Annotated in this window: 27 protein-coding genes; 20 read left to right on the plus strand and 7 right to left on the minus strand. The window is 42.2% G+C overall.

The genetic code is table 11. The features are described 5' to 3' along the window. Positions 1-6 precede the first annotated feature (6 nt). The 8 genes from L1D51_RS04900 (at position 7) to L1D51_RS04935 (ending at position 7,741) form a co-directional block, all read left to right on the plus strand. The gene (locus L1D51_RS04900) at positions 7-2,310 is read left to right on the plus strand and encodes a chemotaxis protein CheA (RefSeq protein WP_239962947.1); all 2,304 of its coding nucleotides are present in this window, start codon (positions 7-9) and stop codon (positions 2,308-2,310) included. Positions 2,311-2,372: 62 nt separating this feature from the next. Beyond that, complete coding sequence (locus L1D51_RS04905) at positions 2,373-3,536, plus strand: protein-glutamate methylesterase/protein-glutamine glutaminase (protein WP_054562171.1); 1,164 nt, start codon at positions 2,373-2,375, stop codon at positions 3,534-3,536. Further along, positions 3,529-4,293 (plus strand): flagellar motor protein, encoded by a 765-nt coding sequence (locus tag L1D51_RS04910; RefSeq protein WP_239962949.1) that lies wholly within the window; start codon positions 3,529-3,531, stop codon positions 4,291-4,293. The genes L1D51_RS04905 and L1D51_RS04910 overlap by 8 nt, the downstream gene beginning before the upstream one ends. Before the next feature lie 6 nt (positions 4,294-4,299). Beyond that, positions 4,300-5,259 (plus strand): flagellar motor protein MotB, encoded by a 960-nt coding sequence (locus L1D51_RS04915; protein WP_054562169.1) that lies wholly within the window; start codon positions 4,300-4,302, stop codon positions 5,257-5,259. Between the two features lie 11 nt (positions 5,260-5,270). Then, positions 5,271-6,041, plus strand: coding sequence for a ParA family protein (locus tag L1D51_RS04920; RefSeq protein WP_054562168.1), 771 nt, complete (start codon positions 5,271-5,273; stop codon positions 6,039-6,041). Positions 6,042-6,043: 2 nt separating this feature from the next. Then, on the plus strand, positions 6,044-6,802 hold the full coding sequence (locus L1D51_RS04925) for a chemotaxis protein CheW (protein ID WP_239962951.1): 759 nt from the start codon (positions 6,044-6,046) through the stop codon (positions 6,800-6,802). Positions 6,803-6,823: 21 nt separating this feature from the next. Continuing rightward, on the plus strand, positions 6,824-7,321 hold the full coding sequence (locus L1D51_RS04930) for a chemotaxis protein CheW (RefSeq protein ID WP_054553251.1): 498 nt from the start codon (positions 6,824-6,826) through the stop codon (positions 7,319-7,321). 15 nt (positions 7,322-7,336) lie between these two features. Beyond that, a complete protein-coding gene (locus L1D51_RS04935; RefSeq protein WP_055020709.1) occupies positions 7,337-7,741 on the plus strand; it encodes a DUF2802 domain-containing protein in 405 nt (134 codons plus the stop codon). A 30-nt stretch (positions 7,742-7,771) separates the two neighbouring features. Here the strand turns inward: L1D51_RS04935 and L1D51_RS04940 are convergent, their stop codons facing one another. Beyond that, positions 7,772-8,080: an EscU/YscU/HrcU family type III secretion system export apparatus switch protein gene (locus tag L1D51_RS04940; RefSeq protein ID WP_054562165.1), complete on the minus strand. Its 309-nt coding sequence runs from the start codon at positions 8,078-8,080 to the stop codon at positions 7,772-7,774. Between the two features lie 5 nt (positions 8,081-8,085). Beyond that, positions 8,086-10,860 (minus strand): flagellar hook-length control protein FliK, encoded by a 2,775-nt coding sequence (gene fliK, locus L1D51_RS04945; protein ID WP_239962952.1) that lies wholly within the window; start codon positions 10,858-10,860, stop codon positions 8,086-8,088. Positions 10,861-10,962: 102 nt separating this feature from the next. On the opposite strand from fliK, the gene ccmA reads away from it, so the two are divergent. Genes ccmA through L1D51_RS04995 form a run of 10 tightly spaced genes read left to right on the plus strand, consistent with a single transcriptional unit; the run spans position 10,963 to position 18,678 of the window. After that, on the plus strand, positions 10,963-11,583 hold the full coding sequence (gene ccmA / locus L1D51_RS04950) for a cytochrome c biogenesis heme-transporting ATPase CcmA (RefSeq protein ID WP_095209716.1): 621 nt from the start codon (positions 10,963-10,965) through the stop codon (positions 11,581-11,583). Beyond that, a complete protein-coding gene (ccmB, locus tag L1D51_RS04955) occupies positions 11,583-12,269 on the plus strand; it encodes a heme exporter protein CcmB (protein WP_054553246.1) in 687 nt (228 codons plus the stop codon). The genes ccmA and ccmB overlap by 1 nt, the downstream gene beginning before the upstream one ends. A gap of 1 nt (position 12,270) precedes the next feature. Continuing rightward, on the plus strand, positions 12,271-13,008 hold the full coding sequence (locus tag L1D51_RS04960) for a heme ABC transporter permease (RefSeq protein ID WP_054553245.1): 738 nt from the start codon (positions 12,271-12,273) through the stop codon (positions 13,006-13,008). A 2-nt stretch (positions 13,009-13,010) separates the two neighbouring features. Continuing rightward, entirely contained in the window at positions 13,011-13,214 is a 204-nt protein-coding gene (ccmD, locus tag L1D51_RS04965) for a heme exporter protein CcmD (RefSeq protein ID WP_054553244.1), read from the plus strand. Beyond that, positions 13,211-13,690 (plus strand): cytochrome c maturation protein CcmE, encoded by a 480-nt coding sequence (ccmE, locus tag L1D51_RS04970; protein WP_054562161.1) that lies wholly within the window; start codon positions 13,211-13,213, stop codon positions 13,688-13,690. The genes ccmD and ccmE overlap by 4 nt, the downstream gene beginning before the upstream one ends. Before the next feature lies 1 nt (position 13,691). Continuing rightward, the gene (locus tag L1D51_RS04975; protein WP_239962955.1) at positions 13,692-15,647 is read left to right on the plus strand and encodes a heme lyase CcmF/NrfE family subunit; all 1,956 of its coding nucleotides are present in this window, start codon (positions 13,692-13,694) and stop codon (positions 15,645-15,647) included. After that, positions 15,644-16,213, plus strand: coding sequence for a DsbE family thiol:disulfide interchange protein (locus tag L1D51_RS04980; protein WP_054562159.1), 570 nt, complete (start codon positions 15,644-15,646; stop codon positions 16,211-16,213). Before L1D51_RS04975 ends, L1D51_RS04980 begins: the two co-directional genes overlap by 4 nt. Further along, complete coding sequence (locus tag L1D51_RS04985) at positions 16,213-16,674, plus strand: cytochrome c-type biogenesis protein (protein ID WP_054562158.1); 462 nt, start codon at positions 16,213-16,215, stop codon at positions 16,672-16,674. The genes L1D51_RS04980 and L1D51_RS04985 overlap by 1 nt, the downstream gene beginning before the upstream one ends. Beyond that, positions 16,675-17,937 carry a c-type cytochrome biogenesis protein CcmI gene (gene ccmI / locus L1D51_RS04990; protein WP_239962964.1) on the plus strand — a complete coding sequence of 421 codons (1,263 nt, stop codon included), beginning with the start codon at positions 16,675-16,677 and terminating at the stop codon, positions 17,935-17,937. A 9-nt stretch (positions 17,938-17,946) separates the two neighbouring features. Further along, on the plus strand, positions 17,947-18,678 hold the full coding sequence (locus L1D51_RS04995; protein WP_239962966.1) for an MlaA family lipoprotein: 732 nt from the start codon (positions 17,947-17,949) through the stop codon (positions 18,676-18,678). Between the two features lie 65 nt (positions 18,679-18,743). Here the strand turns inward: L1D51_RS04995 and L1D51_RS05000 are convergent, their stop codons facing one another. Beyond that, complete coding sequence (locus tag L1D51_RS05000; protein ID WP_054562155.1) at positions 18,744-19,967, minus strand: EAL and HDOD domain-containing protein; 1,224 nt, start codon at positions 19,965-19,967, stop codon at positions 18,744-18,746. A 371-nt stretch (positions 19,968-20,338) separates the two neighbouring features. Here L1D51_RS05000 and putP point away from each other — a divergent pair, with 371 nt between their 5' ends. Continuing rightward, the gene (putP, locus tag L1D51_RS05005; RefSeq protein ID WP_054562154.1) at positions 20,339-21,850 is read left to right on the plus strand and encodes a sodium/proline symporter PutP; all 1,512 of its coding nucleotides are present in this window, start codon (positions 20,339-20,341) and stop codon (positions 21,848-21,850) included. 62 nt (positions 21,851-21,912) lie between these two features. Here the strand turns inward: putP and L1D51_RS05010 are convergent, their stop codons facing one another. Further along, positions 21,913-22,215 carry a YebG family protein gene (locus L1D51_RS05010; RefSeq protein ID WP_054553324.1) on the minus strand — a complete coding sequence of 101 codons (303 nt, stop codon included), beginning with the start codon at positions 22,213-22,215 and terminating at the stop codon, positions 21,913-21,915. Positions 22,216-22,461: 246 nt separating this feature from the next. On the opposite strand from L1D51_RS05010, the gene L1D51_RS05015 reads away from it, so the two are divergent. Continuing rightward, positions 22,462-22,755: a ComEA family DNA-binding protein gene (locus tag L1D51_RS05015; protein ID WP_054562153.1), complete on the plus strand. Its 294-nt coding sequence runs from the start codon at positions 22,462-22,464 to the stop codon at positions 22,753-22,755. A 28-nt stretch (positions 22,756-22,783) separates the two neighbouring features. Here L1D51_RS05015 and L1D51_RS05020 read toward each other — a convergent pair whose 3' ends face one another. The 3 genes from L1D51_RS05020 to L1D51_RS05030 form a co-directional block, all read right to left on the minus strand. Next, entirely contained in the window at positions 22,784-23,086 is a 303-nt protein-coding gene (locus L1D51_RS05020; RefSeq protein WP_055197970.1) for a DUF6170 family protein, read from the minus strand. Further along, positions 23,086-23,604 (minus strand): disulfide bond formation protein DsbB, encoded by a 519-nt coding sequence (dsbB, locus tag L1D51_RS05025; RefSeq protein ID WP_054562151.1) that lies wholly within the window; start codon positions 23,602-23,604, stop codon positions 23,086-23,088. The genes L1D51_RS05020 and dsbB overlap by 1 nt, the downstream gene beginning before the upstream one ends. Positions 23,605-23,733: 129 nt before the next feature. Then, on the minus strand, positions 23,734-24,885 hold the full coding sequence (locus L1D51_RS05030) for a chorismate mutase (RefSeq protein ID WP_054562150.1): 1,152 nt from the start codon (positions 24,883-24,885) through the stop codon (positions 23,734-23,736). Between the last annotated feature and the right edge of the window lie 248 nt (positions 24,886-25,133).

Raw genomic sequence — 25,133 nt, forward strand, 5'->3', positions numbered from 1 at the left:
AGCTGCATGAGCTTTGAAGTCGATGAAGATATATTACAGGATTTCCTTGTTGAAGCAGGAGAAATCTTAGAGCTTTTGTCAGAGCAATTAGTCGAGCTTGAAAACAACCCAGAAGACAAAGATCTATTAAACGCCATTTTTAGAGGCTTCCATACTGTTAAAGGTGGTGCAGGCTTCTTAAGTATGACTGAGCTTGTAGATGCGTGTCATGGTGCAGAGAATGTTTTCGATTTATTACGTCAAGGTGTACGCAGTGTAACACCAGAACTAATGGACGTAATTTTACAGGCTCTCGATACTATCAACGAAATGTTCGCTACGATTCAAAATCGCGAACAGCCAGAGCCTGCAGATCCAGCCCTATTAGAAGTCCTTCATAAATTAAGTCAGCCACCAACCGCAGAAGAGCTTGCAGGTGAAGACTTATCTGTAGCAGAGGATGTTGCAGTTGCACCTGAAGAACCCGCAGTTGAAGAGCCTGCTGTTGATACGCCTGAAGTCACAGCAGATACAGCAACAGACAATATCGATGAAGATGACCCGTTTGCGTTTGATATGTTATTTGATGGCGGCGGTCTTGCAGATAGCAGCGCTGAGCCTCAAAATATTGACGAAATCACCGAAGACGAATTTGAAAGCTTACTAGATGAACTGCATGGCAAAGGGCAAGGTCCAGCAGCGACTGCTCCTGAAGCAATTAGCAGTGATAGTGACGATATTACCGATGATGAATTTGACAGCTTATTAGACGAACTGCATGGCGTTGGTAACTTTGGTGAAGTAAAACAAGATACTTCTGCTCAGCCTGAAGCAGCAAAACCAGCACAGCCGGCTCCTCAAGCACCTGCAGCAGATACTTCAAGCAATGACTCAGACGATGAAATTAGCGATGACGAGTTTGAAGCGCTGCTTGATGAATTACACGGTAAAGGTACTGCTCCTCAGTCTTTAGAAACGGCTGCGCCAGAAAAAGCGCCTGAACCACCAAAAGCAGAACCTGCAAAACCAGCACAGCCTGCAGCATCAAAACCGGCACCTGCGCCTAAACCTGCTGCCGCAGCGCCTAAACCTGCTCCAGCTCCTGCAAAAGCACCAGAAAAATCGCCTGCAGCCTCTGCTGCACCGAAAAAAGCGCCACCACCACAGGCAGAAACAACGGTACGTGTTGATACTAAACGTCTCGATGAAATCATGAACATGGTGGGTGAGCTGGTATTGGTCCGAAACCGCTTAGTGAGCCTTGCTAATAACAGCAATAGCGAGTCAATGGGCAAAGCCATCTCTAACCTAGATGTGGTAACCGCAGACTTGCAAGGCGCGGTTATGAAAACCCGCATGCAGCCAATTAAGAAAGTATTTGGCCGTTTCCCGCGGGTTGTTCGTGACTTAGCCCGTAGCTTGAAAAAAGATATTAACCTGCAGCTAGTTGGTGAAGAAACCGATTTAGATAAAAACCTTGTTGAAGCACTTGCTGATCCATTGGTGCACTTAGTGCGTAACTCTGTTGACCATGGTATTGAAATGCCAGATGTGCGTGAAGCCGCAGGTAAACCGCGTACAGGTACCGTAACGCTTTCGGCATCACAAGAAGGTGATCACATCCTACTAACCATTCGTGATGATGGTGCAGGTATGGATGCTGAGAAACTGAAAAAAATCGCAATTAGCAAAGGGGTGATCGATCACGACCAAGCAAGTCGCTTGTCGGATACCGAAGCGTACAACTTAATCTTTGCACCAGGTTTCTCAACCAAAGAAGAGATCTCTGACATCTCAGGCCGTGGTGTGGGCATGGATGTTGTTAAAACTAAAATCACTCAGTTAAATGGCTCGGTTAATATTCAGTCTGAGCTGGGTGTAGGTACTGTACTTGAAATCAAGGTGCCATTAACACTTGCTATCTTACCGACCTTAATGGTTGTTGTGGGTGAGCAAACTTTTGCATTACCACTTGCTGGTGTTAGCGAAATTTTCCACCTTGATTTAACTAAAACTAACGTAGTTGATGGCCAACTGACAATTATTGTACGTGAAAAAGCGATCCCGCTTTTCTATTTACAACATTGGTTAGTAAAAGGTGCCAACCGCCAAGAGCGTAAAGCCGAAGGTCACGTGGTGATTGTACAAATAGGTACTAAGCAAGTGGGCTTTGTAGTTGACTCGTTAATAGGTCAAGAGGAAGTTGTTATTAAACCTTTAGATGCCTTATTACAAGGCACACCAGGTATGGCAGGTGCGACAATTACTTCTGATGGTGGCATTGCATTGATCCTCGACGTACCTAGCATGCTTAAACACTACGTTGGCTAATAATAAATAATAAAGTGCAGCATTTAGCTGCACTTTGAATGATATAAAACAAGAGAGTGCCAATGGCAGTCAAAGTATTAGTTGTTGATGATTCAAGCTTTTTTCGCCGCCGTGTAAGCGAAATTTTAGAGCAAGACAGCAATATTCAAGTGATTGGTTTTGCCGTAAACGGTCGTGAAGCGGTCGATAAAGCCCGTGAATTAAAACCTGATGTAATTACTATGGATGTTGAAATGCCGGTTCTTGATGGCATTAGTGCCGTGAAAGAAATAATGGCAGCAACACCGACTCCTATTCTAATGTTCTCATCACTCACCCGTGATGGTGCAACAGCAACCCTAGATGCACTTGATGCTGGTGCCTTAGATTTTTTACCGAAAAAATTCGAAGATATTGCGCGCAACAATGAAGATGCAATCGCGCTTTTACAAAATAAAGTAAAAGAGATTGGTCGCCGTCGCCTTTCTCGTTTTGCGCGCCCAGCACCTATTTCGCGACCAACTCCGGCACCTGTACCACGGAGCAGTAGCAGTACAAGTGCTCGCAGCGGGATTGTTCAGCCTGATCGCAGCTTTAGCCGTCCAGCTCCTGCTAGCTCGCCTGCAGCCTCGTCATCGAGTACAAGTAACATTCGCGCTTCGGGCAAGCAATATCAGTTGGTTGCTATTGGTACATCAACCGGTGGACCTGTAGCGCTACAAACAATTTTAACTCAGCTGCCAGCTAACTTTCCGCATCCAATTTTGCTTATTCAGCATATGCCAGCTGCGTTTACACCTGCTTTTGCAGCCCGCCTCAATGGCTTATGCAGAATCAATGTGAAAGAAGCGCAGAATGGTGACCGCTTAATGCCTGGTACCGCTTATTTAGCACCTGGTGGTCAACAAATGCTAATAGAAGGACGAGGCGGCTCTCGCACACTACGTGTGTTTGAAGACGACAGTCCGCGTATTACTTATAAACCGAGTGTTGATGTGACTTTTGCTAGTGCTGCAAAAACCTTTGGTGGTGATGTGCTAGCTGTCGTATTAACGGGCATGGGCGCTGATGGCCGTGATGGTGCGCGTATGCTTAAGCAAGTCGGTGCTACTATTTGGGCGCAAGATGAAAAAACCAGTGTGGTGTATGGTATGCCACAAGCTGTTGCAAATGCGGGGCTGGCGAGCGAGAGCTTAGCACTAACCGATGTTGCAGCTCGCCTAACACGTGAGACTGGTTGTGGATAAGCTATCTTTTCTTGGCTTAATTGTCGCGATAAGTGCCATCGCCTTTGGTTATGCATTAGAGGGCGGTGTTGTTTCTGCACTATTTAATGGTCCTGCGCTTATCATCGTACTCGGTGGTACGCTTGGGGCTGTGATGCTGCAAACCCCTGCAAGTGTTTTTACTAAAACACTAAAGATCAGTCATTGGGTGTTTTTTCCGCCATATCACGATATTGATGCAGCCATCGAACAAGTTAAGCGTTGGTCACACAAAGCACGCCAAGAAGGTTACTTAGCCCTTGAGTCTGAAGCGCTGTCGCATTCAGATCCTTATGCGGCAAAGGGGTTGAGTCTACTTGTTGACGGGATTGATGAGCAAAAGCTCAGAGATACCCTTGAAATTGATTTAATGCTTGAACGCGAGCGCTTACTAGAGGTAAGCCGGGTTTACGAAGCAATGGGTGGTTATAGCCCTACAATTGGTATTCTAGGTGCGGTACTCGGTTTGATTCTGGCCATGCAATTTATCACCGATCCTGAAAAACTGGGTGCCGGTGTCGCTACTGCGTTTATCGCTACTATTTATGGTGTTGGTTTAGCTAACTTATTATTCTTGCCTATGGCGAACAAACTTAAGCAGCAAATTGAGCAAAAAATGCTGTATCATGAACTACTTGCTGAAGGCATTATTGCTATTTCGCAAGGTGAAAGCCCACTAAATATCGAACTAAAACTTGAGGCGTACCGTGTAGAGCGCCCAAGCTTAGTTGACGAGTAATTTATTATGATGCGCCGTCGTCTGCGTCATAACACGTCAAAAAACCAACATACTGAACGCTGGCTTGTCTCTTATGCCGATTACATGACCATCATGTTTGCTTTTTTTGTGGTCATGTATGCTATCGCAATTAGTAAAAATGAAGATTTTCAAATTCTCTCAGACTCACTGGAGCAGGTGTTCGAAAAATCAGCTCGTCAGCAACAACAGGTTGGCACTGGGGTTAACGGCACAGGCATACTAACTGACAGAGTCAGCCCTGAGAACGACATTCTATACGGTGAGAGCATTCGTAAAGATGAGCAAGGCCCTGAATTACTCGATGGGCAAAGCGAAACCAGCAATATTGAGAAAAAACATCTCGGCAAGCCTCTCGACAGCTTACTTACTAAATTGCAGTCTGCGCTTATTGATGAAATTCGTGATGGTGAAGCGAGTTTAGAGCTTCACCAAGATTGGCTTATCATCGAATTAAGTTCAGGTATGCTGTTTTCATCGGGCAGTGCTGTTGCACAGCAGCGTGCCAAGCAAGTTGTTGGTTTAGTGAAAGATATTATCGCACCGGTTGATAACTACATTCGCGTGCGTGGTTATACCGATAACGAAGGTATTCGTAATGAGATGTTTCGCTCAAACTGGGAGCTATCTGTAGCGCGGGCTACATCCGTACTGGTTGAGCTTGAGAGTTTAGGCATTAACCCTGCACGTATGGCTATTGAAGGCTACGGGCAGTATTCGCCCTTCGCAAGTAATGACACTGAGCAAGGCCGAGCAGAAAACCGCAAAGTGGTTGTTGCATTGTCTAAATATGGCTTACCGCCAAAAGAGCCAGAAAATACTGAACAAGAGTCACAAAACCAACCCCAACAGACGACAGAAATTGAGTTGCCAAGCGATGATAACAGCATTAAAGTGATTCAATTACCACATGGTGGCATTAGGATTACCACGCGCAATGAACAATAATAAGGTGTGATGTGAAAGTTTGGACCGTAGCGAATCAAAAAGGTGGAGTAGGGAAAACAACAACAGCCGTTAGCCTTGCTGGTATTCTCGCTTTACAAGGAAAACGCGTGTTACTTATTGACACCGATCCGCATGCATCATTGACTTATTATTTTGGTATCGATTCAGAAGACTTAGAAGTTAGCGTGTATGATATCTTTGCGCGCGGCAATAACATGGCCAGTGAAGAAATTTTACAGGCTCTATGTCCATCAACACTTGAAAACCTTGATATCTTACCTGCGACTATGGCAATCGCGACGCTTGATAGAAGCATGGGCAATAAAAATGGCATGGGCTTAATACTTAAAAAAGCACTGGCCAAAATTAGCGACCATTATGATTATGCGATTATTGATTGCCCGCCTGTTTTAGGGGTTTTGATGGTTAATGCTCTTGCAGCCAGTGAGCGAATTTTAGTGCCAGTACAAACAGAATTTTTGGCCTTAAAAGGGCTTGATCGTATGATGCGTACGATGGAGCTGATGCAAACATCGCAAGCAAAACAGTACCAATATACAATTATTCCTACAATGTACGATAAACGTACTAAAGCATCACTTGAAGCTTACAAGACTCTGCAGGATAATTACAAAGATAAAGTATGGTCAGGCGTGGTGCCTGTCGATACAAAGTTTAGAGATGCTAGTTTAGCACAGCAAGTGCCGATTCAATTTTGCCCGCGTTCGCGTGGCGTTTTTGCCTATCGTGCACTGCTTGATTACTTAGTTGCACAAGGTTAAAGATGAGTAAGCATTTATTTGCCAATGAAAAAGTGATGACCCAATATTTGGGCGCTTTGTTGTGTGAAGATGAGCCTACAGACCAAAATCTTGAGCCAGTCGCAAAGCTGCTGGAGCAGGTTAAAGAGCCTGAAACTAAGACGGAAGAAAAGCTGACAGACGTTCAGCCTACTCCAGAACCTGTTTTACCACCCCCTGAACCGACTAAAGAGCTTGAGAAAACCGAGAACCAAGCTAATATCAAAGATATAGTCGCAGAACCTAAAGCTGAACTGGTTGCAAAAACCTCGTCTGATCGTCAAGAAGACTATTTTGATGGTGAATTTCAGGCATTATTCTTTGAGGTTGCAGGGTTAACGCTTGCTGTACCGTTAAAAGCATTAGGGGGAATTCATAAGCTGGCAGAGGTTAACCAATTATTTGGTAAACCTAAATGGTTTAAAGGTGTAATGCTAAACCGTGAAGAAAAACTAAATGTTGTTGATACTGCACGTTGGGTTATGCCAGAAAAGTATGATGAAAAATTAGAACAATCATTAGATTATCAGTATTTAATCACCTTAGGTGATAGCCAATGGGGATTATTGGCTGAAAAGCTCGTAAATAATATTACGCTTCGTAAAGAAGATGTAAAATGGCGAGCAAAATCAGGTAAGCGGCCTTGGCTTGCAGGTGTCATCAAAGAGAAAATGTGCGCCTTGATTGACGTTGAAAATTTAAATCAATTGCTAGAGCAGGGCTTAGACAGCCGTGAGCAGTAACTATTTTTACGGAGTAATAGCATGAGTGAAGAAAGACTACTGTCAGCAAATAAAAACGCTGATAGCAACGATGAAGTGTTACAGTGGGTAACCTTTAAACTTGAAGAAGAAACGTACGGCATTAACGTAATGCAAGTGCAAGAAGTACTTCGCTATACCGAAATTGCTCCTGTACCAGGTGCGCCTTCTTATGTATTAGGTATTATTAACCTACGTGGTAATGTTGTTACTGTTATCGACACTCGTGCACGTTTTGGCTTAATGGGTGCTGAGGTCACTGATAACTCTCGTATCGTTATCATTGAAGCTGAAAAGCAAGTGATTGGTATTTTAGTCGACAGTGTCGCAGAAGTGGTTTACCTACGTAGCTCTGAAATTGACAGTGCGCCAAATATTGGCACAGAGGAAAGTGCTAAGTTTATCCAAGGTGTATCTAACCGTGATGGTGAGTTACTGATCTTGGTTGATCTTAATAAATTATTAAATGACGATGAGTGGGACGAGCTAAGCGCACTATAAGCGTTTGGAAATTATATGCTGTTATACTCTTTGTTTGGTGCCTCAATCTTACTTGTATTAGTGTGTTTGGGGCTTATTTTTGTCAATAACAATAAGCAAGCGGCGGCGATTCAAGCCAAGCAAAAACAGTTACAAGAAGCTCAACAGCAATTGAGTATTTTACGTAGCGAAGTGGCTGAGATGCGAGCCGGCATGCTGAGTATTGGCAAACGCGTTGTTGCTGTTGAAGAAAAAAGTAAAGAGCTTGAACAGCTACAAGATGCACAAAAATATGATGATCCGAATGCGAAAATTTATTCGCGAGCGGTTAAAATGGTTGAGCTAGGCGCTGATTTAGAAGAAATAATTCGTGAATGCGAATTACCCAGAGCCGAAGCTGAGCTACTCATGTCACTTCATAAACAAAAAGGCGCCCAATAAGGCGCTTTTTTATTTGAGTACATTTGAGCACTAGGCTTGAATGTTGAGCTTACCTTGAAAGTCTTGCCAACCTGGTGGAAATTTACCACGCAATACGTACGAAAAAGCAATTAACTCGGCAATGACATAATAGAGCTCTTTCGGGATTTCTTCACCTAACTCAAGATGTGATAAGGTTTGTGCTAAATCAGCATCTTGGTGTATCAAAATACCTTTTTGCTCAGCAAGTTTGACGATTTCTTCAGCCAATTCACCAAAGCCTTTACTGGTTACTCGTGGCGAGCTACCAGCTTCGTAGAGTAAGCCAATTGCTGATTTATGCACCGCTTGTTCACTCATAAGAATTATACCTTAATGTTAATAATCGCATGGGATTTATAAAAAGCTTGGTGGCTTGACGTTCCTTGTTGCAAGTTTAACTCACCTACATTTAAGCCATGGCCTGCTAATTTATGACGCAGTGTTTCTAAATGCGGATGAGCAAGCGCTGTCACTTCTTGTGAAGAAGCGAGCAACTGGCAATCAACTGCTTTATCCATCACCTCTGCGGTAATTTGTAACTTGCCAAGCTGTGCATAATCAAAGTTCAAGCGCACAAACCAGACATTTTTCGCTTCGAGTTTATTTTTACTTGGCTTTTTATACTGTCCTAAGCTGATTTCTGTTTGCCCTGTTTCAGGAGGTAATTTCATCGGCAAGAAAAATTGCGCTAAAGCACTGTTATCTTGTTGCTGATTGATAGGTGTTGTTTGCACCTGAGCCAAAGTGTTTTTTAGTTGTGAAGCTTCAGCCGCCATGGCTTGTATCGCAGGCTGCTGTAGCTGCTCGAGTAATTTATTACCGTTAACGGCTTTAAAGTTGGGCACTAACACTTGCAGTAAGGCATCAAGACCTGTTTGATTATTAAAACTAAGGTTGGTTGGTGCTTGATTAATAATTGGCGCGGCAAGTGAAGCCACAGCTAATTGTTCTAACCCTTGGCTAAAGCTCGCTTGCTGAGTCTGGCTGGGTAATGCTGTTGGCCTGAGGATACTTAAAAGCTCTCGTTCAATCGTAGTAGGGTGCATGTTTTGACTCGAGATCATGCGATTAAATGCTTGATTTACGAGTCGATTCAAATCTACCGAAGACGATGTGTTTTGCTCACTCAGAGCTACAAGTTTTTCTGTTAATTGCACTGGTATAGGTGTGCTTGCTAAAGGTTTGCTTTCAGGAAGCGGTAATAGCTTCGCAATCAGTGCAGCCTCAATCGGTCTTATCGGCAACAATGGCTGACTCAAGTTGGGTTCTTTCAAAGCTAAGTAGGGGGCATGTAATTGAGTTTGCTGCTGGGCAAATTTTTGTAATCCTGCTGTTTGCTCAGCTGGTGTTCGAGTCGCTAGATTATTTTGTTTTACTTGCTCGTTAGGCTCTGCCGCTACAAGGTTTTTAACCACTGTTTTTACAGCCTGTTGTTGCAAAGGGGCAGGTGCTCCTTTTAAATCAGGCTTTACATTTAGCGCAGAAGAATTTGGGTCTGTGCTTAATGTCGCTTGTTTAGTTTTTGTAACCTGCTCACTCGGGTTTTTAACTACTGAATTAGCAAGGTTACTTTTAGCTTGGGCGAGCTGCTCTGAGGCTGGTTTGTCAGATTTCATGGCAGTAACAGCGCCGCTAACTGCTTTGTTGTCTACAGGTGCTTGTTGTAAAGCCGTATCTTTATTCAAAGCAGGAGTTTGCGCTTTACTATTGATTGCTATTTGAGTTGCAGGGCGCTGCACGCTAACAAGCGGCTCTAAGCTGACTTTTATCCGTTGCAGTAACTGTATTAAAGGTGGAGTCTTGTTATAACTCACGGGTAAGCTAACTTGCCTTGTAGACTGACTTTCGGTTAATGGCTCTGTCTGTTTAGTCGCAGGTAATGGCGTATTTGCTGAAACTGGTCCACTGGTTTTTTGCGATACTTGGGGGACGGCGTGTTGTGGCGCGCTTTGTTGAATAGCGGCAAACTTTACTATATTGATTTTATTAGCATTAAAGCCCAGTTGGCTAATTGTATTTTTGCTTTCAATCAGCTGATGCGTTGACTGGTTAACAGCCGCTTTGGTGGTAGCGGGGAGCTTTTCAAAATAGCGCACTGCATCACTAATACGCGTTTTTAAATCAGCAAAACTGTCTTTTAGCCAAGAGCTAATGGGGGAATTTGAGCTGCTCGATGGCGCTATCAACGTACTCTTAGGTTCAACAGCTTGGCTTTTTAATGCTTGATTGAATGTCTCTGACAGAGAGTTCTTTAACAGTATTTGTTGCACAGGTGCTTTATTTATAAGTTCAACAGTATTTTTAACTTGCTGGGGTATTAGTTTTAATGCATGAGGATGAAATTGCCACTGCGCTTGAATTTGCTTAGCTTGTTTTGGCGATATTGCCGGTAGCGGTAAAGTTAATTCAGTACTTTGCTTGTTTGCAACGCTTAACTGTACTTGTTGCCCAGCTAATTTTAAATTCATTTCAGGGGTTAGCTTAGCCACCAACTCAGCTACTTTTTGTTGGCTAACACTTTGCTGATGGAGAGAATCCCCAAAGCGATTAATAATGTTTAAATTAAAGCTATTTTGTTGGTTGGTAGCAGGCAGCAAAATGGCTTTAAGTGGTGCTTCAGCTTTTAAAAGAGCAACCAGGCTATTGTTAAGAGCAAACTCAGCTTTTAATGCCGGTAGTTGTAGTAAAGGTTTACTTGGCGCAATCTGAGCCGGGTGAGGCATATTTGTATTTGCACTCCCTTGCGTTAGCAAGTTCAGTAGTGCTTGTAATTGCTGGCTTTTGCCAAGTGTAATCGTCAGCGGTGCTGGTGTGATAGTCAGCTGTTTACCATCACTACTTAATTGAATATTGGCCGCTAAAAAGCGCTCAGTTTTAAGGTTTTCTTGCTCTGTTGATAAGCGTAATGTTTGCCATGAGTTATTGATTAGCACGTCCATTTGCACACTGTGCTTACCAATCACGATATTACGGGCAGTTAGGCTCTGCTCAGCCAGCATTTTTAAGGCATCATTAGGTGATTGCTGTGATGCACTGCTGATTGCTTTTGGGTCTAGATTAAGCTGAGTGCTGAGAGTCAACTGGCTTTGTTTATTCATTATTTTAGATCAAATATAAGTTAATCGTTTTAAAGCAATATTCGTATTACCCTATCATTATGGTAGACTAACGCCTAATTTTGGGTATAGAGAATCGTCATCTTGTTACACATTAAGGCCGTCACCTGCATCAAGCAAGATCGTTGTTTGTTTGCGGATCTTAATTTCAGCTTGAAATCGGGACAAATTATGCAGTTAGCTGGTCCGAATGGGGCTGGTAAAACATCATTATTGCGTATTATCGCGGGTTTCGCTATGGCGGATGAAGGCGATGTTTTGTTCCAAGAACGCTCGATTACAAAATACTATGATGAATATGCACAAGAGTTATTATTCATCGGCCATAAAACAGGGGTAAATACACAACTTACTGCCCTTGAGAATGTCGCATTTTGGCTAAAAATTAATGGCTACGATAGCAAACAAGACTTGTATCCGATCTTAGCAAAAATAGGCTTGGTGGGTCTTGAGGATGTGCCTGTTCGTATGTTGTCAGCAGGGCAACAGCGCCGTGTCGCTCTAGTAAGACTGTGGTTAAACAGCGCCAAACTATGGATCCTTGATGAGCCATTTACAGCCCTTGATAAAAGCGGTGTGGCATTTTTACAAGAACGCTTTGTTGAGCACCTAAATGCTGGCGGCGCGATTCTTTTAACGACCCACCAAGATTTAACGACACATTTTAGTGACTTACAAACAGTGACTTTGGAGTATCGCCACTAATGGTAAAACAGCATTCGTATTGGCAATTATTCTCTGCGGTTTTTTCTAAAGATCTTAAATTAGCGTTTCGTCAGCGTGCTGAAATCGTTAACCCTATCTTGTTTTTTCTTATTGTTATTACACTTTTTCCGTTAGCAATTGGCCCTGAACCCGGTCTACTTGCTCGTATGGCTCCGGGCATTATTTGGGTCGCTGCGTTACTGTCGACTATGTTAGGCCTAGATAAGCTATTTCGTGATGATTATCACGACGGAACACTAGAGCAATTAATTGCTTCATCATACCCATTACCGTTAACTGTTCTTGCAAAAGTGGCAGCGCATTGGGTGATCACGGGGTTGCCTTTAGTGTTAATGACTCCGGTATTTGCTTTGTTATTGAATTTAGAAAGTTCAGCGCTTTTAGCAACCGTTCTGACCTTATTGTTAGGTACGCCATTGCTTAGCTTCATTGGCGCAATTGGCGCTGGACTCACTGTGGGACTACAAAAAGGCGGCATTTTAATGAGTTTGCTTGTTTTGCCTTTGTATATCCCTGTACTAATTTTTGCAACCTCGGCTATTGATACCAGCTCTATGGAGCTTGCCTATAGCGGACAGCTTGCAATCCTTGGTGCCATGCTAATCGTAGCGATTATAGCGGCGCCAATTGCCATATCGTCAGCATTGAAAGTGAGTGTAAGTTAATATGTGGAAGTGGTTACATCCCTACGCAAAAGCAGATCGTGCTTACCAATTGTGTAACACCTTACTGCCTTATTTCGCCGTCGTTACGGTGGTTTGTATGATTGTTGGATGGGTCTGGGGGCTTGCTTATGCCCCAGCCGATTACCAACAAAAAGACAGCTACCGAATTATTTTTATCCATGTGCCTTCAGCTATTTTATCTATGGGCGCTTACTCTTCTATGGCGATTGCAGCAGTGATCGCACTAGTATGGCAATTACGTAATGCAGAACTTGCAGTGATTGCAATTGCACCTGTCGGGGCATGTGTGACAGCGATAGCATTAATTACCGGTGCAGCATGGGGTAAACCTATGTGGGGGGCATGGTGGGTGTGGGATGCACGTCTTACCTCTGAATTAATTCTGTTATTTTTATACCTTGGTGTGTTATCGCTTTATCATGCTTTTGAAGATAAAAAAGCAGCGGGGCGTGCTGCTTGTATCTTAGCCATTGTTGGGGTTATCAACTTACCGATTATTCACTTCTCGGTGGAGTGGTGGAATACCTTGCATCAAGGTGCAACCATTACAAAGTTTGATACTAAAGCCATTGATCCAAGCATGTTTTGGCCATTAATGGTTAACATTGTTGCGTTTGCAGGTTTTGTTGGTGTGGTGACGTTAATCCGCCTTAAAAACGAAATTCTCCAACGTGAAAAGCATCGCCCTTGGGTGCGTGATATGGTTGAGCGAGGTTAATCATGCAGTTTGATTCTTTTGCAGATTTTATTGCCATGGGTGGCTATGGCTTTTATGTATGGTTGTCTTTTGGTAGCTGTGCATTAATTTTACTCGGTATTTTATTTAGTTCGTTAAACGATACAAAACGTATTTTCTCTTCAGTAAAGCAGCAAGCACAACGTGAAGAGCGGATTAAGAAAGCGAAGCAAGAGGCAGGGCAATGAATCCAAGACGTAAAAAACGTTTATTAGCAGTTGTAGCCATTATTTTTGGTGTGGGTGCAACCATTGGTTTAGTGCTGTACGCACTGCAAGAAAACATTAATTTATTCTATACCCCAAGTGAACTTGTTGAGGGTAAAGGACCAAACAAAGAAAAACCGCATATTGGCCAAAAGTTACGTATTGGTGGCATGGTTGTACCTGGCTCAGTTGTTCGTGACGAATCAAGCTTAAAGGTAAGCTTTAAACTGATTGATAAAGGCCCTATGGTGACAATTAATTATCAAGGGATTTTGCCGGATTTATTCCGTGAAGGCCAAGGGATTGTGGCGCAGGGTGTGTTAGTTAAAGCCAATGAAATTGATGCCTTTGAAGTACTTGCAAAGCATGATGAAGAATACATGCCTGCAGAAGTTGCTGAAGCTGTGAAGGGTATCAAACACGAAAAACCGACGTATAACTTAGATAACGGCAATTAATATGATCCCAGAACTCGGTTATTTTTCTTTAACACTGGCCATGGTGCTCAGTGTTCTATTGTGTATTTTTCCTTTGTGGGGCGCGCATACCGGCAATTTACGTTTAATGCGTGCAGCCCCATCACTGGCAATTGGACAATTCGTATTTGTACTTTTGTCTTTTGCTGCACTTGTTTATGCCAGTTTAACCGACGACTTTACTGTTTCGTATGTTGCTTATCACTCAAGTAGCACCTTACCTTGGTACTACAAAATAACCTCGACATGGGGTGGTCATGAAGGGGCAATTTTACTCTGGTTAGTAATGCAAGCGGGTTGGACAGCAGTTGTCGCTATGCGTTCGCAATCATTACCTTGGGTATTACGTGCTCGTGTACTGGGTGTACTAGGCTTTTTAGGTGTTGGCTTTATGCTGTACACCTTATTAATGTCGAGCCCATTTGAGCGCCTATTACCGTATTTCCCAGTTGAAGGTCGCGATTTAAATCCGTTATTGCAAGATCCGGGTATGATTATTCACCCGCCATTGCTCTATATGGGCTATGTGGGTTTATCTGTGTCGTTCTCATTTGCTATTGCAGCGTTACTTACAGGTAAGCTTGATAATACTTGGGCTAAGTGGTCTCGTCCTTGGACTATGACAGCATGGGGCTTTTTAACACTCGGTATTACCATCGGTAGTTGGTGGGCATATTCAGAACTTGGCTGGGGTGGCTGGTGGTTCTGGGATCCAGTTGAAAACGCATCATTAATGCCATGGCTTGTGGCAACCGCATTGCTGCACTCATTATCAACCACCGAAAAGCGTGGTGTATTTAAGTCGTGGACCGTATTACTGGCTATTGCAGCATTCTCGTTAAGCTTACTGGGGACCTTTATTGTTCGCTCGGGTATCATTGTATCTGTGCATGCTTTTGCCTCAGATCCTAACCGCGGTATGTTTATTTTAGCTTTCTTAGCCATTGTAGTTGGTGGTGGTTTATCGCTTTATGCACTGCGTGTTTCGCAGGTGAAAAGTGAAGGCCGTTATAAGTTTGCCTCACGTGAAGTTGCGCTTTGGCTAAATAATATTTTCTTAGTTGTGGCAACGCTGATTGTATTGCTAGGTACATTACTGCCAATGATCCACAAAGAACTTGGCTTAGGCAGCATTTCGATTGGTGAGCCGTTCTTCAATAAGATGTTTGCTATTTTACTGGTACCGTTTGCCATTTTAATGGGTATGGGTCCGCTGTTACGTTGGAAACAAAACAAGTGGTCGATGTTGCAAAATAAGTTTGCACTATCGGCTGTCGTCAGTCTCGTGGCTACGGCAGCGTGGTTATATTCAAGTTACGATGTAATTGCGCCAATTACCTTTATTGCAACTGCGCTAGCGGTATGGATTGTTGTTACTACAGTGGTTGATTTAGCGGCAAAAGTAACTATTCACAAAACCTTAGGCGAAGGCTTTAAACGTTTAGGGCTAAGCTATTGGGCGATGGTTTTAGGCCACGTTGGTTTAGCGTTCGTGATTGCAGGTGTAACGCTCACCTCTGCTTATTCAGTAGAGCGTGATGTATCAATGAAGCCGGGTGACACTGTGGCATTAAATGAATACCAGTATCGTTTTGATGGTGTTAAGCCTATCCGCGGCGCAAACTATAGTGGCCATGCTGGTGTTGTCACTGTGCTGAAAAACGATAAACAAGTAACCGTTTTACATGCTGAAAAACGCCGTTATGACATTGGTATGCAGTTTATGACTGAAGCGGCTGTTGATGCAGGCTTTACGCGTGACTTGTATCTAGCGCTAGGTGAGCAATTAAGCCAAGGTGCGTGGTCGTTACGTATTTACCATAAGCCTTATGTTCGTTGGATGTGGCTCGGTGGTATCTTGATTTCACTGGCAGGCTTTTTAGTACTTGGTGATAAACGTTATCGCCAAAAATCGACTAAGCAGGAGGCTTCAGCATGAACCGTAAACTACTCGCACTAGCACCTTTACTGGTTTTCGTTTTACTGTGTGTATTTTTATATCAAGGTTTGTTTGCTAACCCGCGTGAGCTGCAAACAGGGCGTATTGGGCAGGCTATGCCAGCTTTTAACCTGCCAGATTTGATGGATGAGTCAAAGCGTTGGACTGATGCAGATTTAAAAGGTGAAGTTTACTTACTTAATGTGTGGGGCACATGGTGCCCGACCTGTTTAGCTGAGTTAGGCTATTTAACCGAGCTTAGAGAGCAGGGCGTTAAGATTGTTGGCTTATACTACGAGCAAGGCTACGACCCTGACTTTGATGGCCAGTTTGATATTAACGCACTACGCGAAGATGTCACTAGCATGCTTAATCGTGCTGGCGACCCATATCAATTTAATATCTTAGATTTAAAACGCACATTAGCCCTTGATTTAGGTGTGTCTGGCGCACCAGAGACCTTTTTAGTCGATAAACAAGGCACTATTTTGCTGCACCATACCGGCGATATTAATCCGCGTGTGTGGCGAGCCAAATTCGCACCGTTAATGCAGGAGTTACAGTAATGAGACTCGTGATTTTTTTAGCAAGTTTGCTTATCACGTTTAGCGCATTTGCAGAGCAAGACAAGTATCAATTTGATGATAAAGAGCAAGCTGTTCGCTTTAGTGAACTTACCAAAGAGCTGCGTTGCCCTAAATGTCAAAACCAGAACATTGCTGACTCAGATGCCGTTGTAGCCAAAGACTTACGTGACAAAGTGTTAACGCTGGTAAAAGATGGCAAAAGCAAAGATGAAGTCATCGATTATATGATTGACCGTTACGGTTACTTCGTACATTACGATCCACCAGTAACACCAGCAACCTTAGTGTTATGGGTATTGCCAGTATTAATTGTGGTACTTGGCTTTGGCTTTATTGTTTTACGCCAACGTAAGGCATCTGTAAAACAAACATGGACAGAGCAAGACGAGGCACTGCTTGCAAAGTTAATTGAACAAAATCAACGTCAGGAGCAAAGCTAGATGGCATTAATGTGGGCTTCTTTTGTTTTACTCACACTGGTTGCATTGCTATTTGTTGTCGTTCCGTTTTTTAAACGCGAACGTATTCAACGCCTTGATCACAATGCAAACTCGGAGTTAATCCGAATTTATCATCAACGTTTAGACGAGCTTAAAGCTGACTTAGATAACCAGCGTATTGATGCACAAATGCACGATGAGTCAGTTAACGAGCAAAAGCGTCGTTTACTCAATGAGCTGTCTCCGGAAAAAGCGCTAAATAGTAAAGGTAACAACCGTATTTTTGCCCTTACTGGCGCTGGCTTTTTAATTGTTTTAACGGCTATCTTTTACGGTTACACGGGTAGTCAGCAGCAAATTAAAGGCTGGCATGACGCGATGGCAAACCTTAAGTCGTATGGTGAACGTGCCGTAATGCAAGATGGTGAGCCATTAACACCGAATGAGCTGCAAGCATTTGCTTTAGCATTGCGTACCAAGCTTGATCAAAGTGGTGATGATGAAGTAGCGTGGATGCTGCTAGGTCGTGTTGCGATGTCATTAAATGAATTTGATATGGCAATGCAGTCATTTGATAAGGTTCTTAAAATGAACCCAGATAACAAGCAAGTGCTGATCAGCTACTCGCAAGTCCTGCTAATGGAAGGCAGTGATGCGAATATGTCTCGTGCGGCGACTATGTTATCGAGAGTGTTAAAAGCAGAGCCTACCAATATTGATGCTATCTCATTGCTAGCCCTAATTGCTTATGAGCGTAAAGATTGGCTGCAAGCAAAAACTGCGTTTGAAGTACTGCTTGCAAGTATGCAGCAAAACGACCCGCGTTATAGCATGATTGCAGAGCGAATTGCTGAAATTGATGCCCATTTAAATAATGAGCAGCAAGTTACAAATACAAAACTCGCAGAAGCTTCAAACAGTGAAATTAGCATCACGGTTGATTTAGACTCTGCACTTGCAGATTCGCAGCCACAAAACGGCACGTTATTTGTTTTTGCAAAAGCAGCCAGTGGTCCACAAATGCCATTAGCTGTGGTAAAAATGACCGAATATAGCTTTCCGCTAACCGTGACGTTGAGTGATAGCAATGCCATGGTAGAAGGCTTGAACCTATCAAGTGTCGATAAAATTATTTTAACTGCGCGTTTATCAAAAGATGCAACTGTGGTAACTTCTAGCGGCGAGTTGGAAGGCAAGTCGGATGTTTTAGAGCGTGCAAACGTAAAAGAATATTCTTTGCTAATTAATGAGTTAATACCTTAAGGATAGCCGATGTTTAGGCACAGTATATTTTTTATCTTTTTTGTAGTGCTTGCAGGATGCGCACAAATACCTGAAGAAAAAGCGGATGAGCGAGACCCATTACAGTCGTTTAACCGTCCTATGTATGATTTTAATATGGACGTGCTTGACGCTTATATTCTTCGCCCAGCAGCTGTTGGCTACGTTACTGTCACGCCAACACCGGTAAGACGTAGCATTGTTAATTTTACCGATAACATCACCGCACCAACGGATATGGTCAATGCTGGCCTGCAAGGTAAACCTGGTAATATGGGTATTAGCCTAGCGCGCTTTTTAGTGAACTCTACGGTAGGTTTACTCGGCTTTTTTGATGTCGCTTCATCGCTGGGTTTAGAAATTGTCGATGAAGACTTTGGTCAAACCTTAGGTGTATGGGGTGTAGGAGATGGCGCTTATTTGATGATCCCAGGTATGGGGCCAAGTACAGCACGAAACCTAACAGGTGATGTGGTAGATAACTTTGTGTTACCTGAAATCTCGTTAACAACACCGCAGACTATTTTGGTGTTTGCGCTTAAAGCGGTTGAAGCCCGTGCTTCATTAATGCCACAAGAGAGCCTATTAAATGAGTCGTTAGACCCATATATTTTCGTGAAGGATATTTACTTCCAGCGTCAATTATATGAGCTACATGATGGTAATCCGCCAGTTGAAAAAGAAACGGATGATTTTGACGAAGACTTCTTAGAAAATCTTTAAGATTATTCAAATAAAAATGCCAGCAATTGCTGGCATTTTTTATAGCATTAATAGATTGATATTCATCAGTCTCCAAACACACTCATTTGGTCATTAGACCAACTTAATGCGTCGTGGTAAGCGTCCGGGACTTCTTCTGGCTTAAGGCCCAACTGTTGTTGGATTTCTTTCGCTTTTTCCCAATTTGCTTGCTCATAGAATTTTACAAGGTTTAGATAGGTAGCGAGTAAGCCTTCATCTTTAAGTAGAGCGTCTTTAATTTCGTTGGTCAGCGGTAACTTATTCATAACGCTTGGCATATCTTCATCTAAGATAGCATCCATTAATGACATCATGCCTGTTAAGAAAGCCATACCTGTATCGCGTAACTTACCATGACTAATTGCCAGTAATTCAGCAAACCGTGCTCGGGTTAGCGACAGGCGGATCAGTTCAGCAGGTTTATCTGCAGATACTTGAGCTGCAAATAACAGCGACAAGAAACGTTTAATTTCTTCGCTTCCTAATACGATAAGCGCTTGCTTGATTGTGCTGATTTCGGCACGGCGTTTAAATGCCGCGGAGTTTGAATAGCGTAATAGCTTATAAGATAAGTTAACGTCACGTTCAAACACCTCAGTGATTTTTCTAAGGTTTAAATCAATACTTGATGTTTCGTATAGGAGCTCGGCAAGAGCCATCTCAGAAGGTGGCAAAGTTTTACTTTGTACCATCTCCGGTTTTGAAAAGAAAAAGCCTTGAAAGTAACTAAAACCCATTTCTAGGGCAAGTTGGTATTTCTCGTAAGTTTCGACTTTTTCGGCAAGCAACTTGATGTGCGGGTGAGGTTTTATCGCTTCAATAACCGCTTCAATCGACTCTTTGTCTGTGGTTAAAAAGTCAATTTTGATCATATCGATATACGGATAAAAATGACGCCAGACAGGTTGATGAATGTAATCATCAAGGGCCAGTGTGTAACCACGCTCTTTTAAATCTTTAACCAGAGCAAGTAAACGTTTACCTGGTTGAATAGTTTCAAGAATTTCGACAACGACTTGTTCTTTACCCAGTAATAAAGGGTAGCCTTTTTGGAGTGTCTCTAAAGTGAAATTAATGTAAGCTGGTTTGTTATCCGTTAAATCTTCTAAACCAAAATTGAACTGACTACCTTCAATGAGTCGTGATGTTGCTTCATCGCCATCAATGTCTGGAAACACGTTATCTACGCCATCCCTAAAAAGGAGTTCGTAGCCGACAAGTTTCTTTTCCTTATCTAAAATAGGTTGGCGTGCAGCGTAAAAATACATAGTCCTGGCATGTCCACTTCGGTTAATTCATTTATCCATCAGCAATATATGTCATTGTGCCTGAAATAGCATTAATTAAATGCGAGTATTTGAGGATAAATACTGATTTTATTCTGATCTTAAGACTAGGATAAATTGCAATTGAATTCTATAACTTGAGATTAAATATCATATTTTTGTTATGAAAAGGTTGAAATTGTAAACCCTGTCATTGAACTGCTTGATTGGAGTTGAAGGGGGGAAGCATGTTATAGTCATGGGTGATATCGGTTTTTACCCCAATAATGTCTTAAAATTAAATAACTTGCGAGTCATTATTCGGATTAAAAGCCAACATTAAACAACTTTTGGAGGCTAATTTGGAAACAGGAATGATAATTTCGTTAGCAATGTACTTCATCGTCATGCTGGGGATTGGGCTGTATGCTTATAAGCAATCTACCGACGATGTATCAGGCTATATGCTAGGTGGTCGTAATTTATCACCAAGTGTTGCTGCGCTTTCAGCTGGCGCATCAGACATGAGTGGTTGGCTGCTAATGGGTCTACCGGGTGCAATGTATTTGTTTGGTTTAAGCAAGGTTTGGATTGCCATAGGTTTAGTACTCGGTGCTTGGGCTAACTACTTCCTAGTCGCGCCTCGTTTACGTGTTTACACAGAAAAGGCGAATGACTCAATCACCATTCCAGATTACTTCGCGAACCGCTTTGATGATAATAAAAATATTCTGCGTGTGATCTCTGCGATTGTAATCATTGTTTTCTTCACCTTGTATACCTCGTCAGGTGTTGTTGCAGGCGGCAAGTTGTTCGAAAACTCATTTAATATGAGCTACGAAATGGGTCTGTACATCACAACCGGTGTCGTCGTGTTATATACCTTGTTTGGTGGCTTCTTAGCAGTGAGCCTGACTGACTTTGTACAAGGCTGTATCATGTTTATCTCGTTGCTGGCTGTGCCAATTGCAACGTTTACCATGCTTGATCAGCCAGTTATGGATACACTTGCAAATGCACGCTATGACTTATTATTAAGCTCACCAAAAGAATCAGAAATTCATGCACTTAATATGATGGATTGGTTTGCAGGTGGTTCAACGATAGCGATTATTTCTGCAATGGCATGGGGCCTTGGTTATTTTGGTCAACCACATATTATTGTGCGTTTTATGTCTGTGCGCTCTGTGAAAGATATGCCGACTATGCGCCGTGTGGGTATGTCGTGGATGACGCTTTCAGCTATTGGTGCTGTGCTAACAGGTCTATTTGGTGCTGCTTATATGCTTGAAAACCAAATGCCAATTGATGATAAAGAAACGATTTTCCTAGTGTTGTCTGAGCTTATCTTCCATCCTTTAATTGCTGGCTTCTTATTGGCAGCTATTTTAGCGGCGATTATGAGTACTATTTCATCACAGTTATTAGTGTGTTCAAGCTCACTAACCGAAGATTTTTATAAGATTTACTTAAACCGTAGTGCATCTCAAAAAGAGCTGGTTTTAGTAGGTCGTATTAGTGTTATTTTGGTGGCTCTATTTGCTATTTACTTAGCCTATGACCGCGATAGCTCTATCTTAGATTTAGTGAGTAATGCATGGGCAGGTTTTGGTGCTGCATTTGGTCCACTCGTATTACTTAGCCTTTACTGGAAGCGCATGAACTTACAAGGCGCTATTAGTGGTATGGTTGTTGGTGCTGCAACAGTACTATTTTGGATTTACGCGCCAATTACAATTGATGGCCAAGCATTAAGTGCAATCATTTATGAGATTGTCCCAGGCTTTATTTTATCAACAATTGCTATTGTTGTTGTTAGCCTTACAACTGCTGAGCCGAAAAAAGAAATTACAGACTTATTTGATGAAGTTGAGTCGTCACTGTAGTTTTTGATTAAACACAAAAAAGGGCAACATCTGTTGCCCTTTTTTATGATCTAAATTTACGTTTAGCTTGCCGCTTTTTCTTTTATATCAGCAACGTTGTCGTCTGACTTTGCTTTTTTAGGCTTAGCTGGGGCGTCTTTTGCACCTTTAAGTACCGCCATAAATTGGTCTTTTTCTTTTGCCATTTCAAGCGCCAGTGACTCAATTTGTTGCTCGCTTAATGGTACATCAACTTTTTCAAGCATTAGTTCTAATGACTCAGCAATGTCGAGCATTTTGTCATACGCATCAGCTTCTTTCTTAGTAGTAAACGTCATGCGCTCGACTCCGTTTCTTTCTACAACATATTTAACAACAACAGCCATGATTTCTCCTGCATTTAAGCGTGGCATTTGCAGCGTAATACCGCCACTTTGATTACTGTTTTTATATACAGTAATGCTTCGGGGCTTACTTTGCAAGTAACTTGAGAAAAATTTTATTCAGCAAATTTGACAATAATAGGGACATTAGCTTTATTTAAATTGTTACCCAAAGTTAAACACAAGCGATGGAGTGAGTGTTGGGTAATAGCTAACTACCTGTCCAAGATGGACATCATGGAGGAAATTATGAAATTACTATCAAGTATTTTACTTGCCACAAGCATTGCGTTACTACCTGCTACATCGGCATTCGCCGTTAAACCAACCGAAGCAACACAAGTTAAAATGCAAAAGCTCAGTATAAACAAAGCTAGCATAGATCAACTTACTCAATTACCGGGTATTGGAGAGTCAAAAGCCAAAGCGATTGTTGAGCACCGTAAAAAGCAAGGTCCGTTTAAGTCGGTAGAGCAATTAAAAGAAGTAAAAGGAATTGGCGATAAGCTATTTGCTAAACTTGAGGGGAAAATTACATTATAAATAGCGGGCTATATACCTAAACAGGGCGTTATTCGCCCTGTTTAAATTCATCGATAGCTTTGTCTAAATGCGCTAATGCGAACATGTTTTCGATAGGTGTTGTGATGAGTGGGTAACTTAAGCCCGCTAACAATAACCAAGGAATAAGCATCCAGCCTTCAAAGTAGGCCAAGCCTAAAAATAATGGTGCTAAAAAGGCAAGCTTACATACTGATAAAATGATCTTTTTGCTTGGGCTTAAATGAGCCAAAGCAAGGGCAATAATTTGCTGGCGTTGCCTTACTTTAAAGCTTTTTAAAGCAGGGATTTGGCTAGTAAAAAAATAAATCATTATAGCGACTTTTTGCTCACTAATCGGCTAACTAAAACAGCCACAAATACCACTGAAAATGCTGCAAAAATCACTTCCATCCATGCTGGCATACTCATAGAAGCAAACTGCCAATCGATATTTCCGCAATCACCAGTAGCGGCAAAGAAGCTAGGGATCCATTCATGCAAAGGCATAAAACTTGGGAAGTTAGGTTCAAATGCACAGCTAAATGCAAAAGGGTCAGTATTGTTTTGCATTGCAATGTGTTCTTTGGCAATAAAGTAACCCCAAATTGCAGAGACACCCCAAGTGGCAAATGCGACTAAGCGAACAACCATATTTTGTGGGTTAATTGCACCAATCACACCCGCTGCAAGTAAGCCTAAAACAGCAGTACGTTGATATATACACATGATGCATGGCTCAAGGCCCATGTTGTATTGAAAAAATAACGCAGTGATTTCAAATGCGAGTGAAATAACGGCTAATAATAACCAAGGTGTTCTTTTAGTTGCTAATTCTGCTAACCAATTCATGAAAGTTCCAATTTCAAATTGTTTTCAAGATTATGCTTAGACAGGGCAGTGGGTGCAAGTATCTAAGATGAAATTATACGAAAAAGGAGCCGACTGACTCCTTTTTATTAATCATATCTAGGCTGGCTGTTACACACTAACAGCTTGCAAAGACTCACTTTGATAGCAGCCTAATACACGGGTGTATTGGGTGTGTTCTTTTAGCTCTTCAAGCGCTTGCTTAACATGTAAGTCATCAAGGTTTGCTTCAAGGTCAACATAAAACACCTCTTCCCATGGGTTTCCAGGTACTGGACGAGATTCCAATTTTACTAGGTTAATTTGATGTTGTTTAAAAATCATCAAGGCATCAGCCAATGAACCCGCTTGTTGTTTGGTCGCCATAATCAAACTGGTTTTTGTTGGAATTTGCTTAGATACTTGCAACGGGTTACGCGCGACGACAATGAAGCGGCTATGGTTTTCGCTTTGGTTTGCAAGGCCTGATTTAACGACTTCTAACCCTACATTTTTACCTGCTTGTGCTGAGCCGATAGCGGCGCTGTTTGTAGTTTCAACCGCTGATTGTAATGCATGGAAGGTTGAGTCACAGGTTTCATGTTGAATATCACCTAAACCCTGAATGAAGCGGCTACATTGAGCAAAAGGCTGTGGGTGAGCAAAGATTTTATTAATGTGAGAAAGCTCAGTACCTGGCATTGCTAATAAACAGTGCTCAACGCTGTGAGTGACCTCACCGACAATTGATACTTGTGCATGTTGTAATAAATCGAACACTTCATTGATACTACCTGAGCTGGTGTTTTCAATTGGCAGTAAGCCGAAATCAGCTTGGCCACTTTCAACTTTGCCAGTGATTTGATCAAAGCTCGAACAGCCCATCTCAATCAGCTTACCTGGGCGACGGCTAAAATATTTATGGCAGGCTAATTGGCTATAAGAGCCTTGACCACCTAAGTAAGCAACACGATGACTTTCGCTCATTGCTTCAGGGTTTAGGTTCTTTTGTAGCATTGCTTGTTGATTCAAAACAGAATCTTCAAGAATAGTTTGGAACACATTATTGATGTAGTACGCATCTAGACCTAGCGACTTACCATAATTAATAAGCTTTTCGAGTAATGCTTGTTCGCGGGCTTCATCGCGAATTGGTTTGTTATTGGCAATTTTATATTCAACTACGCTGTGGCTAATACGGCGTCTTTTAGCCAGTAACACCAATAAGTCGGAATCTATTTCATTAATATCGTGTCGTAACGCATTTAATGTATCAATGCTCATGTTGGTTTCCTCATTCCAAAACAGTGCACAAACAAAAAAGCCTCCCAAGTGGGAGGCTTTAGCTATTCGGTGAATTTATCTCGCAAACAGTTAAGCCTCCTCTATCTAAAGAAGCTAAAAAACGAAAAATAAGTGCGAGAGATAATTTGTTTCATTGAACTAATGTAAAAACACTTGTATGTAAAGTCAACTGCCTATCGCAGCTAATTTAGAAAACATCGGTGTTTACTCAGAAAATTCATTTATAT

This window comes from Pseudoalteromonas shioyasakiensis, from assembly GCF_022398475.1.
In the GTDB taxonomy this organism is placed as follows: Bacteria; Pseudomonadota; Gammaproteobacteria; order Enterobacterales; family Alteromonadaceae; genus Pseudoalteromonas.

What these genes read in the sequence shown, in the direction of transcription:
- L1D51_RS04915 (WP_054562169.1), top strand. Translation starts at nt 4,300, where the DNA reads ATGATGCGCCGTCGTCTGCGTCATAACACGTCAAAAAACCAACATACT.
- L1D51_RS04975 (WP_239962955.1), top strand. Translation starts at nt 13,692, where the DNA reads ATGATCCCAGAACTCGGTTATTTTTCTTTAACACTGGCCATGGTGCTC.
- ccmI (WP_239962964.1), top strand. Translation starts at nt 16,675, where the DNA reads ATGGCATTAATGTGGGCTTCTTTTGTTTTACTCACACTGGTTGCATTG.
- ccmB (WP_054553246.1), top strand. Translation starts at nt 11,583, where the DNA reads ATGGTAAAACAGCATTCGTATTGGCAATTATTCTCTGCGGTTTTTTCT.
- L1D51_RS04905 (WP_054562171.1), top strand. Translation starts at nt 2,373, where the DNA reads ATGGCAGTCAAAGTATTAGTTGTTGATGATTCAAGCTTTTTTCGCCGC.
- L1D51_RS04900 (WP_239962947.1), top strand. Translation starts at nt 7, where the DNA reads ATGAGCTTTGAAGTCGATGAAGATATATTACAGGATTTCCTTGTTGAA.
- putP (WP_054562154.1), top strand. Translation starts at nt 20,339, where the DNA reads ATGATAATTTCGTTAGCAATGTACTTCATCGTCATGCTGGGGATTGGG.
- L1D51_RS04960 (WP_054553245.1), top strand. Translation starts at nt 12,271, where the DNA reads ATGTGGAAGTGGTTACATCCCTACGCAAAAGCAGATCGTGCTTACCAA.
- L1D51_RS04925 (WP_239962951.1), top strand. Translation starts at nt 6,044, where the DNA reads ATGAGTAAGCATTTATTTGCCAATGAAAAAGTGATGACCCAATATTTG.
- ccmE (WP_054562161.1), top strand. Translation starts at nt 13,211, where the DNA reads ATGAATCCAAGACGTAAAAAACGTTTATTAGCAGTTGTAGCCATTATT.
- L1D51_RS05020 (WP_055197970.1), bottom strand. Translation starts at nt 23,086, where the DNA reads ATGATTTATTTTTTTACTAGCCAAATCCCTGCTTTAAAAAGCTTTAAA.
- fliK (WP_239962952.1), bottom strand. Translation starts at nt 10,860, where the DNA reads ATGAATAAACAAAGCCAGTTGACTCTCAGCACTCAGCTTAATCTAGAC.
- L1D51_RS04985 (WP_054562158.1), top strand. Translation starts at nt 16,213, where the DNA reads ATGAGACTCGTGATTTTTTTAGCAAGTTTGCTTATCACGTTTAGCGCA.
- L1D51_RS04930 (WP_054553251.1), top strand. Translation starts at nt 6,824, where the DNA reads ATGAGTGAAGAAAGACTACTGTCAGCAAATAAAAACGCTGATAGCAAC.
- L1D51_RS05010 (WP_054553324.1), bottom strand. Translation starts at nt 22,215, where the DNA reads ATGGCTGTTGTTGTTAAATATGTTGTAGAAAGAAACGGAGTCGAGCGC.
- L1D51_RS04995 (WP_239962966.1), top strand. Translation starts at nt 17,947, where the DNA reads ATGTTTAGGCACAGTATATTTTTTATCTTTTTTGTAGTGCTTGCAGGA.
- dsbB (WP_054562151.1), bottom strand. Translation starts at nt 23,604, where the DNA reads ATGAATTGGTTAGCAGAATTAGCAACTAAAAGAACACCTTGGTTATTA.
- L1D51_RS04940 (WP_054562165.1), bottom strand. Translation starts at nt 8,080, where the DNA reads ATGAGTGAACAAGCGGTGCATAAATCAGCAATTGGCTTACTCTACGAA.
- L1D51_RS04980 (WP_054562159.1), top strand. Translation starts at nt 15,644, where the DNA reads ATGAACCGTAAACTACTCGCACTAGCACCTTTACTGGTTTTCGTTTTA.
- L1D51_RS04935 (WP_055020709.1), top strand. Translation starts at nt 7,337, where the DNA reads ATGCTGTTATACTCTTTGTTTGGTGCCTCAATCTTACTTGTATTAGTG.
- ccmD (WP_054553244.1), top strand. Translation starts at nt 13,011, where the DNA reads ATGCAGTTTGATTCTTTTGCAGATTTTATTGCCATGGGTGGCTATGGC.
- L1D51_RS05000 (WP_054562155.1), bottom strand. Translation starts at nt 19,967, where the DNA reads ATGTATTTTTACGCTGCACGCCAACCTATTTTAGATAAGGAAAAGAAA.
- L1D51_RS05030 (WP_054562150.1), bottom strand. Translation starts at nt 24,885, where the DNA reads ATGAGCATTGATACATTAAATGCGTTACGACACGATATTAATGAAATA.
- L1D51_RS05015 (WP_054562153.1), top strand. Translation starts at nt 22,462, where the DNA reads ATGAAATTACTATCAAGTATTTTACTTGCCACAAGCATTGCGTTACTA.